Genomic DNA, 16,471 nt, shown 5'->3' with positions numbered 1-16,471 from the left:
AATCTTGTTTAACTTCTTTCCTAACGAAGAAAGTTAAAACCATAATATATTTAATCCTGCCCTCCATAATAATAGTTGTTATTTCTCTATTTTTAAAGGCAAAGTTACATTACTTTACTAAATATAAATGAATTGTGCCGTCTTGTGCGATCACGCTACCAGCTTCAGGTAATTGACTGCCAACTTTAGTACCTTCACCATGCCACTCAATTCTATAAGGATAATACTGCTTTGCAATGTCATCTTTTGTTTGACCTATAAAGTCCGGCATTTTTTCGGTAATCAGATCCCCATAACGATATACTTTCTCTAACTGTTCAGTCGATTTTTTTATCCCGACAAAAGGCGCAACATCTTCGATAATTTGACCAACAATCGGTGCTGCTACTACACCGCCAAACTGTGTCGCCTTTTTGGGATTGTCTATTGCCACATATACGACGATTTGTGGATTATCAGCTGGCGCAAAACCAATAAAGGATACAATATAATTGTTTTCCATATAGCGGTTATTTTCCACTTTTTGCGCCGTCCCCGTTTTACCGCCAATACGTAGACCATCACGAAATGCTTGGCGTCCAGAACCATTTGCTACAACAGATTCTAAAGCTGCTCGCACCTTCTTAGATGTTTCTTCGCGAATAACCTGTTTTTTCACTGTTGGCTCAGTCTCTTCAATAACCTCTCCACTTTTAGGATCGAATATCTTTTTCACAACATATGGAGTGTACAACTTACCCCCATTTACTGCTGCTGACACCGCCTGCACCTGCTGTATTGGTGTTACTGAAACACCTTGACCAAATGAAGTTGTTGCTTGCTCAACAGGTCCAAATCTTTCTTTTGAAAATAGTATCCCCGAAGCTTCGCCAGCAATACCTGATCCTGTTTTTGCTCCAAAACCGAAGTCTTTAATATACTGCATGAGTTTCTCACTACCTAGTCGTTGCCCTAATTCAATAAAACCTGGGTTACAAGAATTTTCAACAACTTGTAGGAATGTTTCATCCCCATGGCCTGAGCGTTTCCAACAGCGTAATTTCGCTCCTGCGACCATAGAATAACCTGGATCATAAAATCTTTCATGTTCTAAATCAACTAGGTTTTCTTCTAATGCAGCACTTAGAGTAATAATTTTAAAAGTCGATCCAGGCTCATACGCCATCCATACAGGCAAGTTCCGATTGTAAATTGACTGCTCCACTGATTGATATTCCGCGGGATGGAAAGTTGGATATGATGAAAGTGCCAAAATTTCTCCTGTATTAGGATTCATAGCAATCGCAAGGGCTTGGTCAGCATCATACCGATCCATGGCTTGTGATAATTCGCGCTCCACTACTTTTTGTACATCCAGATCTATTGTCAGTTCTACTGTTGCGCCATCATCGCCCGCTTTCCATGCACTTGCTACATTCGGTAAGTTGTTACCCCGTGCATCTGTAAATAATCGGATGGCCGAGGCATTGCCCTGTAAAAGTTTATCGTACTCATACTCAATACCTGCAAGCCCTTGCGCATCATAACCAGTAAACCCGAGAAAACGCGATAACAATGTGCCATAAGGATAGTCCCGTAAATAATCAACACCACTATATAAACCCTCTATCTGTAAGCCTTGTAGTTCAACTGCCTTTTCATAAGGGATATTCTTCCCTTCTGGTGCCAACTTCACTAAATACACTTTTTTATTCATCTTTTCTAGTAGTGTTTGCGCATCCACTTCCAGTACTTGCGCAATTTTTTCAGCAGCTCCTTCAATATCTTTGCTCTGAGATGGCATAAAATATAAAGTCGGTGCCAATTTATTCGTTACAATACTTTCTCCTTTTCGATCCGTTATATGCCCTCGTTCATTAGCAAACGGAATTTCACGGTCCCAATTCTCTTCTGCTTTTTTTGTTAATTCTTTTTGGTCAAAGACTTGTAAGAAAAAGAGCCTAATTACTACCGCCGCTGTCAGACAAATAAACAATACATACAAAATACGTAACCGCTTTTTTGAATGGATAGAAATCCACTTCATTCGACATCACACCTTGTTTTTTACAACGTATGAAATGAAGTGGACTTCTATTCAATGTCTATTCAATCTGTACATTTTCAAGTTCACCTTCTGAAGAAACTTCTACATCTGGAATGAAGCTTTCCGCAGGGGTCTTTAGTTTAACGACGATTGGTGCACTATCTGAAATAACTGTTCCAGCAGACACACTTTGACTGACTGCAAAACCTTCCCCTACAGCTTCAATTTCCATGCCCGACATTGTTTTAAACACTAGAATGTTTCGTAATGACCAATCCGTAAAGTCTGGTAATGTACTATTTCCTGCCGTTTTTAAAAATACAAAGCTGCCCTTTACAAGCTTCTGCTTTCCTTTTGGATATTGCTCAATAATTTCGCCACCTGCACCGACAAGTACTGGTTGCAAGCCATCATTTGCAAGCTCCACCTGCATTGCTTCTGCATTTTTACCTGTGTAATCTTGAATAGTGACATGTTCTACTTCTTTTACATCTTCAGTGCTAACATTTAAATATTTCAAACTTTTTTGCATTACAGGGTTAAAAACTTCAGCTACAGGTAAAGAGCCTCCCTTGCCCTTCAGCTTCGGTTTTTCAACCGACACATACATGATTAGCTGCGGATCTTCTACAGGTGCCATCCCTAAGAAGGAGTACAGGTAGTGATCATTTCCTGAATAATAGCCCCCACTTGGCTTCGGAATTTCTGCTGTACCTGTTTTACCAGCTACTTGATATTCAGGCAGCACGAAAGCCTTTGCTGTTCCGTACTTAGCTGTTAACGTGGATGCTAATATTTCGCGGACTTGCTTCGCAGTATCTGCTGAAATAGGCTGTCCTTTTTGTTTTGGCTCGTGTTCTTCAATCACTTTTCCAGTTGACGAATCTACAATTCTATCAATCACATACGGTTGCATCATTTTCCCATTATTTGCAATTGCTGTCATTGCTTGTATTAGCTGAATCGGCGTTACTGTGGAACCTTGACCAAATGATGTTGTCACACGCTGAACCGGATATTGCGATAAAATAATTCCTGGTGCTTCATTTGGTAAATCAATGCCTGTTTTTTGACCAAAGCCAAAGCGATCTAAATAGTCTAGAAAAACATCGTCCCCCATCTTATTCAAAAGGTGTGCCATTGCTGTATTAGAAGAACGTTGGATACCTTCTAAATAAGTAATCCAGCTCCAACCGTATCTATTATGGTCCCTAATAATTCGATCATTTACCTTATACGGTGCTGAATTATAGCTATTAGTCGGATTCCAATTATCTGTATCAATGGCCGCTGCAAGTGTAAAGGTCTTCATAGTCGAACCAGGTTCAATCGTTTCTTCAATAACTTGGTTTAACCATTTCATATTTTCGCTAGAGCGTGTATCAGGATTGAATGTCGGTCGTTGTGACATCGCGAGTATTTTCCCTGTTTTCGGATCGGCTACGACTGCCGACATCGAATCAGGATTATACTCTTTTTCCACCTGTGTCATTGCCTCCTCTAAAAAGCTTTGAATCGTTTTATCTAACGTAAGATAAATATCATCACCATCTTTAGCTGGTGTGACCATTTTCTCACTGTTTGGTAATAAATATCTGAAATAATCTGTCTGATACTCAACCTTGCCATTTTCGCCAGTTAATGCCTTGTCATACGTAAGTTCAAGCCCCATCTTCCCTTTAGTTGTCACCGTACCATCCTTATTCTCTTCTTTTAACGCAAAGCCAATCAGGTGTGACGCAAAAATACCATTCGGATAATAGCGCTTTTTATCACTAATAAACAGAATTCCTGGCAACTTTTCTTCTTCTATTTTTTTCATAGTTTCATGACTAATCCCTCGTCCTGCACTACCAAATTCAACTTGGTAAGGTAATGTACCATCCTCTCTGAGCTTCGTTAATCGATGATAGATTGCCTCTTTATCCATTTCTATATTATCTGCCAATATTTCTGCAGTTCTCTCAGGATCAACAACATGACGAGGTATTTTTTTATTTGTCGTAGCACTTTCATTTACAACAGCAATTAGTCGGTAACTAAGTGTATCTTCAGCTATTACATTGCCATTCGTATCATAGATTTTTCCTCGGTTAGCAGTTATAACACTCTCTTTTTGATATTTTGCGGCAGCCCTCGCTACCAATTCTTGTCCTTCCACTTCTCCAGTAGCTTGAATTGTGACCATTCTTGCAAACAATAGGAAAAAGAGCCCTCCATAAAAAACTAATAATAGAAAGGCTCCCCATTGGAATCGAAATCTCTTTTTTTTCATTCTCCCGGCACTACCTTTACATTTTTCTCATTTTGAGTTAAACCGAGTTCTTGTGCTCTTTTCCATATACTATCGTGTGTAGATAATTCACTAATGCGAACATTCAAATCTACATTTTCATTTGATATCTCTGCTGCTTCTTTTTCGATATTTTGGATATCAATCGTCGTCGTTTGAATTGCTGCCTGTTTGTTTAATACAAAGACCGATAGCACTGCAATTGTAGCTACTAAAACGAGTAACATCGTTTTTTCGAATTTTTGCTTCGTTTTTTTGCGATGTTTAATGGTGGGTTTTGGACTAGGTGGCGTTACTGGTTGTTGCACATGTTGTTGCTGTTGTTGCCTTACACGTACTGCTGCCATTTACTCACGTCCTTTGTCGTTAATTTTCTCCACCACTCTAAGCTTTGCTGATCGTGCACGATTATTAACTGCTAACTCCTCTTCTGAAGGTAGAATCGGCTTTCTTGATATAAGCTTTAAAGTCGGTTTCATATTATCTGGAATCACCGGTAAATTCGGTGGTAATTCAGGTAGTGACGAAGCTTCTTTAAAAATCGTCTTACATAAACGATCCTCCAATGAATGGAATGTAATAACGCTGATGCGTCCTCCGAGTCCAATCATTTCAATAGCATCTACAAGTGAGTCTTCTGCTGCGCCTAACTCATCATTCACAGCAATACGAATTGCTTGGAAAATGCGCTTCGCTGGATGTCCGCCTTTACGACGTGCAGCTGCAGGAATACCATCTTTAATAAGTTCTACAAGTTGTCCAGTTGTTTCAATTGGGGCAGTTTTGCGTGCTTCCTCAATTTTACGGGCTACTTGTTTTGAAAATTTCTCTTCTCCATAACGGAAGAAAATACGGACTAAATCCGCATATGCCCATTCATTGACAACATGGAATGCCGTAAGTGGCGCTGTCTGGTCCATACGCATATCAAGAGGTGCATCATGATGATAGCTAAAACCACGCTCTGGCGTATCCAACTGTGGTGAAGATACACCTAGGTCATATAAAATGCCATCCACTTTTTCAATATTTAATGCGAGTAATTCTTCTTTTAAATAACGGAAATTCGAGTGCACAAATGTGACACGCTCTATATAAGGTGCTAAACGAACTTTTGCATTTTCGATAGCTACTGTATCTTGGTCAAAACAAATGAGACGACCCTTTTCTGATAGTTGTTGCACTAGATATTCACTGTGCCCTGCCCCGCCAAGCGTACAGTCCACATATACACCATCAGGATTGATGTTCAAGCCATCAACAGTTTCTTTTAATAGCACGGTTGTATGATCGAACATACTAATCGCTCCCTCCAGGCCTTTCTTCTTTTACTAAAAATCAAAGCCAATCATATTTTCTGCAATTTCATTGAAAGATTGTTCAGACTCATTGAAATAAATTTCCCAAGCATCTTTAGCCCAAATCTCAATCCTATTCGATACACCTAGCACAACACATTCTTTTTCTAGATGTGCATGCGTGATAAGAGTAGATGGGATGTTAATCCGACCCTGCTTGTCTATTTCAACCTCCGTTGCACCAGAAAAGAAAAACCTCGCAAATGCGCGTGTATCTTTCTTCGTCATCGGTAAGCCTTTTAATTTTTCTTCGAGTTTTCGCCATTCATTCATAGGATAGCCAAATAGACAGTTGTCGAGACCGCGTGTAACAACAAACGTTTCGCCTAAAGCTTCACGAAATTTTGCTGGTACTATTAACCGTCCTTTCGCATCAACGGAGTGCTGATATTCTCCCATGAACATGCTACTCACCCCACTTTACTAAATAATGTACCACATCCCCCCACTTTCCTCCACTTTTTTGATAAAAAACTTGACATTTTTACTCTTAATATGCAAATAGACCTTTAGTAAAATATTGGATGCGTGCTATTTGGCATAAAAAAAGAGCCACTCCTAATAGAGTAGCCCCCTTTCTATTATGACAAACGACATTCACAATCAAATCTATATGTTATTTTATTATACATATAGGTATTTAAACTCACTTCATTTCCATTACAAATAAAGTAAATAGTGATGATTTCCAATGCCGTATGATTTTTTTAACATTTCATCGATTAAATTCGGACCAAACTCATTTAAATAGTAATAAGGATTAAAAGAACGTTCCTGGAACCCATCATTTGGATACAATTCATTTTGCAATGTCATAAACTTACGAATTGTCACTTCGTGCTTAGCAAGTACTGTTTGTTCAATTTTTTGTTGTAAATAATTAAACTGTTTTATATGCATTTCTTTATTTTTCATAATGACTTTATCTAACGAAATTTGCTCGGCTTCTAAATGCGCTTCAAGTTCATCAAATTTCTCATTAAGTAATTGTTGTATAGCCTGAATTTGTTGCTTCGCCTCTTCGTCTTGTACAGCAGCAATATACTGTTCTTTTAATTGCAGCGCTTTACCATTCCACACATCTTGGACAGATAAATCGTACTCTTTCAGCAGTTGTTCTACTTGTCTAGTAACAACCGTAATGTTAAGACGCGGTGCAAAAATAGGCATTTGTAAACCTAATACCGAAAAGGCACCTTTTAACGTAGCCCAATAAGCAAGTTCCCCTGGGCCTCCAACAAATGCCAGTACAGGCAATGTCATTTCCTGCATTAATGGTCTTGTGACAACATTATTGCTTAACTGTTCAGGATGCATTTCAGCGATTTCTAGTAAAGCTTCATGTGACAGCTTAATATTCGCAGCTAAATTCACAAATTCACCGTGACGTCGCTCTAGTAAATGTCGTTCACCGTCTTTTACATAAAATAAATTAGCAGCATCATTTGTCGCAAAAATAGGCGTTCCATATCCAGCACGATCAAATGCTTGTTCTTGTTGGGTTACAACTTGAGCAATTTCTGCATTATTACGAATAATATGCGCAAAGTTTCGGCTTTCATATTGACGGAATTTCGTATCTGCTGCATCAATCATCAGCAATCCTTCTTCTTTGAACAATTGGTTCATTAAACGCGCAAAGAAATCGGTAAACGTGTCACTTTCTGTTAAAGCCTCTAGCAAATTTTTTCTGAGTTCTTCCGTATAAGCTGTTTCTCCAAAATCTTTTACAACTGTATTTATAAATTGAGTCATCGCTTCTTTGTTTAAAGCTGTTGTCGAAGCCATTGTTTTACGTTTCGACCGTTCCCCATAAGCACGCTTTTTCACATCCATCCCACGTATTGTGAAAGTGTGATTTATCTCTTCTAAATCATGATCTTCTCCAGCAATCCAAAATACCGGAACGACTGGTCTTTGAAGCTTGATGCTTTGCTCTTTCGCTAACGCAATAACTGTAATCGCCTTATTTACAGAGTAAAGAGGACCTGTTAGAACACCCGCCTGCTGTCCACCAACAACAACCAATGCCCCTTGTTCTAATTGTTTTAAATGCTTATTTATTTTATCCGATATACCAAGCGGCTCCATAAATCGACGAATGACCGCGGCTAATTCAGTTTGGTCCATCGTCTGTTTTTCTAAATATACTGCTCGCTTTTGAAATGACTCATCATTATATTCGTACTCAAAAAACGAATGAATGGTAGTGTTTTGCGACCAATAGTCCGCTAGCACACGATTTCGTACAGGTACTTGGATTGACTCCAGTTTCATTTAACATAAACTCCTCTACTCACTAAATCATCTTAATTAATATTTCTACGCTGTTAATTCTATTATTCTAACGCTTTCCTCAGAAACATGAAAAGAAAATGCTTATACAACCTGTAAATATTCTATCAGCGATTGGATTACACCTACTATACAAATAATAATATATGCTGCACTTAGTAATAAAAATAAGAATCGCCAAATTTTCCTTAGTAATGCTTTTACCTCAATTTCTTTTTTCGTGCGCCATTCCACATATGTAAATATCATCGCCATAAGGATAGCTGATATTACTAAAAATATACCTATATTAATCTGCCAAACCGCTCCGATTGCAAGTGGAACTGAAAAAAATAAAAAAAATGTCGTTACATCCGATGCCATACCAAATGCATGTGTTCCTTTAATTTTTATTTTCTTTCCAACGAAAAATACCAGTAAAAAAATTAGTACAGGACAAAAAATCACAATACTAATTAGGATATGTAATAAAGCTTTCAATTCAGTTCACCACTCTCCTCAATTGCTAGTATTTGATGATAGAATGTGCGCAAAGTCGGTAATGTGTACCCATTAATTAAAGCCTTTTTTAAAATTGCACCTACAATTGTGTCAATTTCGCTTTTTTGCCCATTTAGACGATCTGCTAGCATTGAAGATGTGTTTTCTGCCGTTTTTTCACATAACGTAATAACATCAGAAAAAGGAACGGTTACTTCAAGTCCCGAAAAAGCATCTATTAACTCTTTATATATAGTCTGCATTAACAAAAATGCCTGCTTATTCGTTAATAACTCTCCGTTTTTTATTTGCAACACAGTCGTTAATGGATTTATCAAACAATTAAATACCGCCTTTTCAAACAGCATTTGTTCGGCATTTTGCGCTAAAGTAACCGGAAAATAAGGGCCAACCATTTGTTGAAGTTTTAAAAAAAACGTATGATTCCCACGAGCAGGTGCAATCTTGCACAAACCGGGTCCTCTATGTAAGACAGTCGTATTATTTTTAACTTGCGCACCAAACGAAACTGAACTAAAGGCAATCGTCTGTTGAGGTAATTGTAGGGCTTCCTCATAATGCGCTAAGCCATTTTGCATAAACAGCAATGGTACATCTTTCGGTAAGGCCGATAGTTCCTTATAAAGCGTATGTAATTGACCGTATTTAACAGCAATAACAGCTAAATTTTGTGGAGGCAGCATGTTTAAACTTGTAATTGCCTCAACCTGACTTTGCGTTTTAGTACCGTCCAGATTGACTCGTGTCAAACCAGTTCTATTAAGTTCCTGTGCCTGTTCTTGTCTCCTAACAGCTACTGTCACATGTATACCAGCTTCCGCTAAAAAACTTGCCGTCAACATGCCGACAGCACCTCCACCTACAACAACAACATTCACAAAATCACCCGCTTTCTTATGCGCAAAAGGTCTGCCGACTAGATGGCAGACCTTCGCAGATGTTTTTATTATACAGGATTCACTCATTGTTTTCGATACAGTAAAAGGATTTGTTTAGATTCTATCCAATGAATATCCGTTACGAATATCGCAATAAAATTAACGGACACTCATTTTTCATACCCATATCTTACATTGTTACTCGATTGCTAATCTTTCATTAATGAATAGCCTTGCTGCAGCCATTTCACTAACTTTTCATGTTCATTTTGTAATTCTCGATGTTGCACCTCTAGACTTTGATAGGCCTCTGTCAGTTCATCAAAACTTGTTAACGCTAACTTCAAATGACTACGCATGGATTGTTGCGGTTGATTGCGGACTGCCGATAACGACTGACTATACTGACCACGCAACGTTTTATTCCAACGAAAACCACAAGCCTGCTTTGTCCGACCTAATTCTTCCGCCGCTAATTCAAATGCTTCTAACTGCGTTTTACCATTTTGCACATTATGCAACACAATTTCCGCTAATCTTTCATCGTCATCCTTCGTCCATTGATCTTTTCTTTTTTTAAGTTCCATAATCTATCACCCTCGCATTTTTTACTACTATATGCTTTAGTGAAGAAAATAGAATCATTCTACGAAAAAAGCAATGATTATTGTACGCTCCAATAATCATTGCTTATAAAATATTATTTATTATTTTTCTTCGTCAAAAAGTTATTGACTGCTTCATGATGTGCTTCGCTTTCCCAAAGCTTTGCACATGTGCGCACTTCCTCCATCACACGCTCATACATATTACGCTCACGCCATTTACGAAGTTCAATTTCCTTATACGCTTTATGCACAGATGGATGGATTTTACACATATGTTCCACAAAATCCTCAAGTGCCTCATCTTTAGACCCTTCAAAGACACGCATCGCCCAGCCAATTTCATATAGTAAATCTGCCGGGTATCTTTTCGCATCTACAAGCATCTTCATCGCACGGTCATGACGTAAACCTCTTTCGAACAAATACGTGCCACCACCCCAGCCACTCGTAATTGCTAAAGTACCTTGAATAAATCCACATTTCGCATGACTCGCAACTAGACGGAAATCACAAGCTGTTGCGATCTCACAACCACCACCTACAGCAGTTCCGTTTATGAGCGCAATCGTTGGTACTGGCAACGTCGCTAAATCATACAAAATTTTACCCATCTTACTAAGCATGCCGAACGCTTCGTCTTCCGTTTCTAGTGAATGAAATTCTGATAAATCGCCACCTGAGCAAAATGATTTCTCTCCTGCTCCCGTAACAACTAAGAAACGTACATCATTATGCGTTTGAATATATGTAATTACTTCCTTCAAACCATTCATTACTTCATCATTTACAGCATTATGTTTTTCTTCTCGATTAATCGTAAACGTAATGATGCCATCATTGTTGTCAATTATATAAGCCATTTCTAGTCCCCCTTTGTTTCATAAGATAAATTGTATCACACAACTATTATTCCACTATATATTTTTACATTATTAACGAAAAATTCGGTCATTTTATTATAATCGATTACACCAATACATATTTCCAAGTGCAATATAAAAAAAGGCTAGTAGAGAGCCATGGTCTCTCTACTAGCCTTTTAAGTGAGCAAACACTGAATTATTTGCTTACTACTTCTTTACCTTTGTATTGTCCGCAAGCTTTGCAAACACGGTGTGATAATTTAGCTTCACCACAGTTAGGGCAAGCTACCATACCAGGTACAGATAGTTTGAAATGCGTACGACGCTTTCTTTTTGCAGTTTTAGAAGTTCTTCTAAATGGTACAGCCATTGATGGCACCTCCTTACAGATCGTTTATTCGTCTGTTTGATCAAAATACTTAGCTAAAGCAGCCAGTCTTGGATCCAATTTTGGTTCGTCAGCTTTTCTGTGAAGTTCTACGTCTTCATCCGTTGCGTAAGTCCAGTCTTTGCCACCGTGCATTTGTCCTTCGGTATTCTCTTTGAATACTTGCATTGGCACCTCAAGTAGAATTAACTCCTCAAGAACCGGCTTCATGTCGATAACATCACCATCAAGATAGTGAACCTCACCGTCATCTTCCCCTCGTTTTTCTTCATCTACCCAGCTGAAAACTTCAACTGTCTCGATTTCGATAGGAAACTCAACATCTTCCCACGTGCGTGCACATGGAAGTGTTAACGTAGCTGTCACTGTCAACTGACAAGTCATTTGCGATGCACCAAAAGTACATAGCCCTTTTACATGAACGGGCGAAATCGCACGAATATCCTGGTTTCGCTCCATCACTTCGTCCAACTGTACATAGGCATCAATTGGCATTCCGTCTTGGCGGTATTTAGATAATTGATGAATTGACCATTTCATTCGTTTAATCACCTCGAGACAACACTGTTGATTATATATTGTGTGAAAATAGATGTCAAGATAATTTCTTGTCACCACTTGAAAACCCACTTATAATTAGACATACTATCAATTACAACTTGGCGCAATAACGTCCAAATTCTAGTCCTATAACCATAACTTGGTTTTAATTTCCGACTTTTGGTGATGAACCAGATTCTACCGCATTATCTATTTACTTAAATACAGCTAAGGGGGTTTTACGTCATGCAAGCAGTCGGCATTGTTGTTGAATATAACCCATTCCATAATGGGCATGCCTATCATTTAATACAAGCAAAACAAGCAGCACAAGCTGATATCGCTGTTGCAGTAATGAGTGGTTCATTTTTACAGCGTGGTGAGCCAGCTATGGTAGATAAATGGACACGCACAAAAATGGCACTCGCAAACGGTGTCGATATTGTGATAGAGCTACCATATGTCTATAGTACCGCATCAGCAACAGATTTCGCAAAAGGTGCGATTGCCCTCCTTTCAGCGATTGGTTGTGATTCTTTTGTTTTTGGCAGCGAGGACGGCTCTGTCCAGCCTTTTTTAAATACCTATCACCTCATTAAACAGCACCGAGACGAATACGATGCATATGTTAGAACAAGCTTACAGACTGGTGCGAGCTTTCCAAAAAGCCTACATTACGCATACGATCAGCTTACACAAAATTACCCTTCAACATACATTAATTTAGCGCAACCAAATAACATTTTAGGATTCCATTATATTGAAGCTGCAGATAATCTAGGGAGCTCCATCAAACCATTAACGATTCCACGTATCGCAGCTGGTTATCATGACGATTTACAAGCGGGAGCCAGCATTGCCAGTGCCACTGGGATACGAAAGGAACTCGCTGAAACAGGATCATTATATGGTGTGAAAAATGTATTACCTAAATCGTCCTATGAATATTTATGCAATTGGCATGAAAGACATGCTCAATTCGCCAGTTGGGAAGCATTTTGGCCGCTCCTCCAATTTACGATTATCCGCCATTCACCAAAAGAGTTAACGCGTTATGCAGAAGTTACCGAAGGGATTGAACACGCACTTTTGAAGGCTGCTAAAACAAGCGATACATTCAAAAACTTTATGGAAAAGATAAAATCAAAACGTTATACGTGGACACGGTTACAACGTATGCTCACTCATATTTATACAGGCTTTACTAAGGAGCAATTACATTCATTTGATACACCAACGACAATTCGCTTACTCGGTATGACAGCTCAAGGACAGCAATATTTAGGACTGCATAAAAAAAATTTTACCCTACCACTAATTAGCAGGGTTGCTGCGACCGAAGATAAATTGCTTGCTATCGATCTTCATGTTGCGGAAATTTATAATTTTAGTGTTGAGTCAGGTGGTTCTTCACATAAACTCCCAAAAGACTATCAAACACCTCCAATTCGTTTTTAGTAGGCGAATAAGCAAATCATTGTAAATTTCTCAGTGCTTCCTTTTTAAAAATCATAAAAATGCCGCACAACATATTTTCATGCAGTGCGGCATTATTTACTTTGGCTCCAGTTGTTTTAAATAGTTAATAGCGTCATCTATTGTTTTTACGGGTACTATTTTCATTTTCGTGCCAATGTCCTCAGCAGTCTTAACTGCTGTTGCATAATTTGATTCTAGCTCTGGGTGTTTCGCTTTTAATTCAGGTGAGATTTCATCGTCTGCAGCAAAGAAAATTTCCATACCATCACGATCAGCTGCGATGACTTTATAGTCAATTCCACCGATGCGCCCAACCTTACCATCGATTTGCATTTCACCAGTGCCTGCGATAGTATAGCCCTTTGTTATATCTTCTGGTAATAACTGATTTAATATTTCAAGTGTGAACATTAAACCCGCTGAAGGCCCACCAATTTCTTCTGTTTCCATTGAAACTACTGGCGTTGTTTCAATTGCTTTACTTTCTGCATACGTAATGCCTAAACCAGCACGTTTCGCCTCAGTACCTGGGATTTCTTTTAATGGAAGTGTTGCTTCTTTTAGTTTTTTACTGCGTATAAATTGAATATTTACTTCATCACCAATTTGCCTTGTCTTTAACAATTCTACAAGCATTGCTTGATTTTCAATTTTTTGTCCATCAACCTCAACGATTTCATCCCCCGCTTTTAAAACACCATCGGAAGCACCACCATCAAGAACATTTAATACAAAAACGCCTTCAAATTTCACATTTACATCTAGCCCTGCTTTCTTGAAAGCTACGTACTTCGCATTAAACTGTGAATCAGACATGAGTTTTAACTGACGAACATTGTACTCTTCATTATCCTCTAATGGATTTCTAACTTGGTTGATATCCATTAATTTTTGGTACTTTTGCGTTTTTGCCCATAAATAGGACATAGGCGTCGCCTGTTGCATGGCAACAGTCATCAGACTTAATGATCCCTTGTCATCTGTATCACCATCAGCTACAGTAACAAATTTACTAACATCATAAGCACTTCCTGGCTTCATAATATAAGCGTCTATTCGGTACAACGACAAAAAAACAATGAGCAATAAAAACAAAACATAAAAACTAATCTTTTTCTTCATAATGAAAGACACCTCCCTAGACGCACTAAACCAACTTGTTCATGTTTTCTCCTTTTACACATATATTAATTTTAGCATTTGCCTATGTGAATGACAAAAAGTTGAAACGAGATGATATGATGATTGCGACAGTCCAAATATTGCTCTGTATACTTCTTATTCTATTACTCTTGTTATTTCCACAGACCGCTCATTCGGGGACTGATTTAGGTCTAAAACTTTTTATGGAAGCTCTTTTCCCATATCTACTCCCTTATCTCATACTGACACAATGGCTACTGCGTTTAACTGCACCACTTCGTACCAAAGCAAAAAGAGCTTCTCTATACGTACAAGCTTACGTTATTAGCGCACTTGGCGGCTATCCGACAGGTGCAACAACAATTGTGTACTTAAAAAACAGTGGGCAACTTCATCCAAAAGAAGCGAATTTTTTATTAGCTGTTTGTCATGCACCTAGTCCACTTTTTGTACTTGGCTTTGTCAGTCTAGATTTATTACAAAACAATACGTTTGGATGGTTGTTTTTATGTTTATTACATAGTTTTAACATTGTTTGTTTACTCAGTGGCTATTTTTTATTTCGTAAAACTGAGCCTCCTACTATTTCTGTACACAATACACCATTACACGGATCACCTTTTTCTGAAAGTATTAAGGAAACCGCCCCTACATTACTACTAGTCGGAACAACCGTTATTTTTTTCACAGCTATTCAAACGATTGTTCAAAAAAGTTTAGTAGAATTGATTCCGGGCTTACCTCATTCGTTAGAGTTTATGATTGCTGCCGTATTAGAAGTAACAAATGGCATAAAAATGACCATTACAAGCTTCTCCTCACATCCGTACTTACCGTTATTCGTGGTCATCTTGTTGACGATGCAAAGTATTAGCATTCACTTACAAATATTTGTAATCGCCAAATCAGCTAAACTGTCCGTTCGCCCATATATTAAATTTCGTCTTCTTAGCATCGTCGTCGTGCCAACAATCTATGCATTATTTTTTTTATAGACAAAAGCACACGTACCCGAACAGGTACATGTGCTTTTATCATTTTGCAAAACCGTATTTTTCTTTTAATGCGCGTTCCACACAATCAGGTACAAGCTCACGAACATCACTACCATATTTCGCTGCCTCTTTAACAATACTTGAGCTTAAGAATGAATATTGATTTTTTGTCATAATGAAAAAAGTTTCAATAGTTTCATCTAGGAAACGGTTCATCGAAGTTATTTGCATTTCATATTCAAAATCTGAAACTGCTCGTAAGCCACGTACGATTGCTTTAGCACCTTTCTCTTTAGCATAATCGATAAGAAGGCCTGACGAAGATTCAATACGAACATTTGGCAACGTTTTTGTAACTTCCGCCATTAACGCTATGCGCTCTTCTACTGAAAACAAAGGCTGTTTAGATGAATTATTTAAGACTGCCACATATACGACATCAAAAATATCAGCAGCCCGTTTAATGATGTCTAAATGACCAAATGTGACAGGGTCAAAACTTCCAGGAACAACAGCAATTTTCTCTGACACCTTACTCTCCCTCTTCCCCAGTACAACGATACACCGAAATAATCGTTCCACCGTATGTTTCTTGTCTTTGTAATGTGAAGGTATTAAAGTTTTGTGGTAGCTCTACTTCCTTCGCATGTTCACATAAAATGATGCCATCTTCTTGCACTTTACCGTTGTCGACAAGTACTTGCACTAAATCGTAATACTCTTTGTGATGGTATGGCGGATCTAAAAACACCAATTTAAATTCGATATCACGTTTTAACAGCGCTTTCACAGCACGTTTAGCATCAATACGGAAAAGCTCGGAATATTCTTCGTATCGACATTTCACGATATTTTCTTGTAGTACTTGAAAAGCCTTAAAATCCTTCTCGATAAATACGGCATGCTCAGCGCCTCTGCTTAGTGCCTCGATACCAAGGCCACCACTACCTGCAAATAAATCGAGCGCGGTTCCACCGTCAAAAAAAGGGCCAATAATATTGAAGATTGATTCCTTTACTTTGTCTGTTGTCGGCCTCGTTGTATTACCTGCAATCGCCTTTAACGGCATGCCTTTACGTTCTCCTGCTACCACTCTCATAGATG

The 16,471-nt window shown here is 38.4% G+C and carries 17 protein-coding genes; 2 read left to right on the top strand and 15 right to left on the bottom strand.

The features are described from left to right. Positions 1-109: 109 nt before the first annotated feature. The 12 genes from ACIQZG_RS02730 to ACIQZG_RS02675 all read right to left on the bottom strand — a co-directional run bounded on the left by ACIQZG_RS02730 (position 110) and on the right by ACIQZG_RS02675 (position 11,750). On the bottom strand, positions 110-2,026 hold the full coding sequence (locus ACIQZG_RS02730; RefSeq protein WP_402753632.1) for a stage V sporulation protein D: 1,917 nt from the start codon (positions 2,024-2,026) through the stop codon (positions 110-112). Between the two features lie 58 nt (positions 2,027-2,084). Further along, positions 2,085-4,301, bottom strand: a complete 2,217-nt coding sequence (locus tag ACIQZG_RS02725; RefSeq protein ID WP_402753631.1) for a penicillin-binding protein — start codon at positions 4,299-4,301, stop codon at positions 2,085-2,087. Continuing rightward, positions 4,298-4,666 carry a cell division protein FtsL gene (gene ftsL2, locus ACIQZG_RS02720; RefSeq protein ID WP_402753630.1) on the bottom strand — a complete coding sequence of 123 codons (369 nt, stop codon included), beginning with the start codon at positions 4,664-4,666 and terminating at the stop codon, positions 4,298-4,300. The genes ACIQZG_RS02725 and ftsL2 overlap by 4 nt, the downstream gene beginning before the upstream one ends. After that, positions 4,667-5,617 carry a 16S rRNA (cytosine(1402)-N(4))-methyltransferase RsmH gene (rsmH, locus tag ACIQZG_RS02715; protein ID WP_402753629.1) on the bottom strand — a complete coding sequence of 317 codons (951 nt, stop codon included), beginning with the start codon at positions 5,615-5,617 and terminating at the stop codon, positions 4,667-4,669. Positions 5,618-5,650: 33 nt separating this feature from the next. Then, positions 5,651-6,082, bottom strand: coding sequence for a division/cell wall cluster transcriptional repressor MraZ (gene mraZ, locus ACIQZG_RS02710; protein ID WP_402753628.1), 432 nt, complete (start codon positions 6,080-6,082; stop codon positions 5,651-5,653). A 255-nt stretch (positions 6,083-6,337) separates the two neighbouring features. After that, positions 6,338-7,954 (bottom strand): bacillithiol biosynthesis cysteine-adding enzyme BshC, encoded by a 1,617-nt coding sequence (gene bshC / locus ACIQZG_RS02705; protein ID WP_402753627.1) that lies wholly within the window; start codon positions 7,952-7,954, stop codon positions 6,338-6,340. A gap of 102 nt (positions 7,955-8,056) precedes the next feature. Further along, positions 8,057-8,452: a DUF3397 domain-containing protein gene (locus ACIQZG_RS02700; protein WP_402753626.1), complete on the bottom strand. Its 396-nt coding sequence runs from the start codon at positions 8,450-8,452 to the stop codon at positions 8,057-8,059. Next, a complete protein-coding gene (locus ACIQZG_RS02695; RefSeq protein ID WP_402753625.1) occupies positions 8,449-9,438 on the bottom strand; it encodes a ketopantoate reductase family protein in 990 nt (329 codons plus the stop codon). The genes ACIQZG_RS02700 and ACIQZG_RS02695 overlap by 4 nt, the downstream gene beginning before the upstream one ends. Positions 9,439-9,560: 122 nt before the next feature. Continuing rightward, on the bottom strand, positions 9,561-9,938 hold the full coding sequence (locus ACIQZG_RS02690) for a transcriptional regulator (RefSeq protein ID WP_053584456.1): 378 nt from the start codon (positions 9,936-9,938) through the stop codon (positions 9,561-9,563). Between the two features lie 113 nt (positions 9,939-10,051). Continuing rightward, positions 10,052-10,819, bottom strand: a complete 768-nt coding sequence (locus ACIQZG_RS02685; RefSeq protein WP_402753624.1) for an enoyl-CoA hydratase/isomerase family protein — start codon at positions 10,817-10,819, stop codon at positions 10,052-10,054. Positions 10,820-11,018: 199 nt separating this feature from the next. Further along, positions 11,019-11,192 carry a 50S ribosomal protein L32 gene (gene rpmF / locus ACIQZG_RS02680; protein ID WP_010858320.1) on the bottom strand — a complete coding sequence of 58 codons (174 nt, stop codon included), beginning with the start codon at positions 11,190-11,192 and terminating at the stop codon, positions 11,019-11,021. Between the two features lie 24 nt (positions 11,193-11,216). Further along, positions 11,217-11,750, bottom strand: coding sequence for a YceD family protein (locus ACIQZG_RS02675; RefSeq protein WP_402753623.1), 534 nt, complete (start codon positions 11,748-11,750; stop codon positions 11,217-11,219). Positions 11,751-11,996: 246 nt separating this feature from the next. Here ACIQZG_RS02675 and ACIQZG_RS02670 point away from each other — a divergent pair, with 246 nt between their 5' ends. Next, positions 11,997-13,208 carry a nucleotidyltransferase gene (locus ACIQZG_RS02670; RefSeq protein ID WP_402753622.1) on the top strand — a complete coding sequence of 404 codons (1,212 nt, stop codon included), beginning with the start codon at positions 11,997-11,999 and terminating at the stop codon, positions 13,206-13,208. A gap of 96 nt (positions 13,209-13,304) precedes the next feature. On the opposite strand, the gene ACIQZG_RS02665 is transcribed toward ACIQZG_RS02670, so the two are convergent. Continuing rightward, on the bottom strand, positions 13,305-14,351 hold the full coding sequence (locus ACIQZG_RS02665) for a SepM family pheromone-processing serine protease (RefSeq protein ID WP_402753621.1): 1,047 nt from the start codon (positions 14,349-14,351) through the stop codon (positions 13,305-13,307). 41 nt (positions 14,352-14,392) lie between these two features. On the opposite strand from ACIQZG_RS02665, the gene ACIQZG_RS02660 reads away from it, so the two are divergent. Further along, entirely contained in the window at positions 14,393-15,367 is a 975-nt protein-coding gene (locus ACIQZG_RS02660; RefSeq protein ID WP_402753620.1) for a hypothetical protein, read from the top strand. Between the two features lie 39 nt (positions 15,368-15,406). Here the strand turns inward: ACIQZG_RS02660 and coaD are convergent, their stop codons facing one another. Both coaD and rsmD read right to left on the bottom strand, forming a co-directional pair. Further along, positions 15,407-15,898 carry a pantetheine-phosphate adenylyltransferase gene (coaD, locus tag ACIQZG_RS02655; protein WP_402753619.1) on the bottom strand — a complete coding sequence of 164 codons (492 nt, stop codon included), beginning with the start codon at positions 15,896-15,898 and terminating at the stop codon, positions 15,407-15,409. Between the two features lies 1 nt (position 15,899). Continuing rightward, a complete protein-coding gene (gene rsmD / locus ACIQZG_RS02650; protein WP_402753913.1) occupies positions 15,900-16,466 on the bottom strand; it encodes a 16S rRNA (guanine(966)-N(2))-methyltransferase RsmD in 567 nt (188 codons plus the stop codon). Positions 16,467-16,471 lie beyond the last annotated feature (5 nt).

It is taken from the genome of Lysinibacillus sp. NPDC096418 (assembly GCF_044762775.1).
Taxonomy (GTDB): domain Bacteria; phylum Bacillota; class Bacilli; order Bacillales_A; family Planococcaceae; genus Lysinibacillus.
The sequence above is the reverse complement of the archived record's forward strand: the minus strand, read 5'-3'. Positions and strand labels throughout refer to the sequence as shown.

What these genes read in the sequence shown, in the direction of transcription:
- ftsL2 (WP_402753630.1), bottom strand. Translation starts at nt 4,666, where the DNA reads ATGGCAGCAGTACGTGTAAGGCAACAACAGCAACAACATGTGCAACAA.
- ACIQZG_RS02675 (WP_402753623.1), bottom strand. Translation starts at nt 11,750, where the DNA reads ATGAAATGGTCAATTCATCAATTATCTAAATACCGCCAAGACGGAATG.
- ACIQZG_RS02670 (WP_402753622.1), top strand. Translation starts at nt 11,997, where the DNA reads ATGCAAGCAGTCGGCATTGTTGTTGAATATAACCCATTCCATAATGGG.
- ACIQZG_RS02730 (WP_402753632.1), bottom strand. Translation starts at nt 2,026, where the DNA reads ATGAAGTGGATTTCTATCCATTCAAAAAAGCGGTTACGTATTTTGTAT.
- ACIQZG_RS02665 (WP_402753621.1), bottom strand. Translation starts at nt 14,351, where the DNA reads ATGAAGAAAAAGATTAGTTTTTATGTTTTGTTTTTATTGCTCATTGTT.
- rsmD (WP_402753913.1), bottom strand. Translation starts at nt 16,466, where the DNA reads ATGAGAGTGGTAGCAGGAGAACGTAAAGGCATGCCGTTAAAGGCGATT.
- ACIQZG_RS02685 (WP_402753624.1), bottom strand. Translation starts at nt 10,819, where the DNA reads ATGGCTTATATAATTGACAACAATGATGGCATCATTACGTTTACGATT.
- bshC (WP_402753627.1), bottom strand. Translation starts at nt 7,954, where the DNA reads ATGAAACTGGAGTCAATCCAAGTACCTGTACGAAATCGTGTGCTAGCG.
- mraZ (WP_402753628.1), bottom strand. Translation starts at nt 6,082, where the DNA reads ATGTTCATGGGAGAATATCAGCACTCCGTTGATGCGAAAGGACGGTTA.
- rpmF (WP_010858320.1), bottom strand. Translation starts at nt 11,192, where the DNA reads ATGGCTGTACCATTTAGAAGAACTTCTAAAACTGCAAAAAGAAAGCGT.
- ACIQZG_RS02690 (WP_053584456.1), bottom strand. Translation starts at nt 9,938, where the DNA reads ATGGAACTTAAAAAAAGAAAAGATCAATGGACGAAGGATGACGATGAA.
- rsmH (WP_402753629.1), bottom strand. Translation starts at nt 5,617, where the DNA reads ATGTTCGATCATACAACCGTGCTATTAAAAGAAACTGTTGATGGCTTG.
- ACIQZG_RS02660 (WP_402753620.1), top strand. Translation starts at nt 14,393, where the DNA reads ATGTTTTCTCCTTTTACACATATATTAATTTTAGCATTTGCCTATGTG.
- ACIQZG_RS02695 (WP_402753625.1), bottom strand. Translation starts at nt 9,438, where the DNA reads ATGAGTGAATCCTGTATAATAAAAACATCTGCGAAGGTCTGCCATCTA.
- ACIQZG_RS02725 (WP_402753631.1), bottom strand. Translation starts at nt 4,301, where the DNA reads ATGAAAAAAAAGAGATTTCGATTCCAATGGGGAGCCTTTCTATTATTA.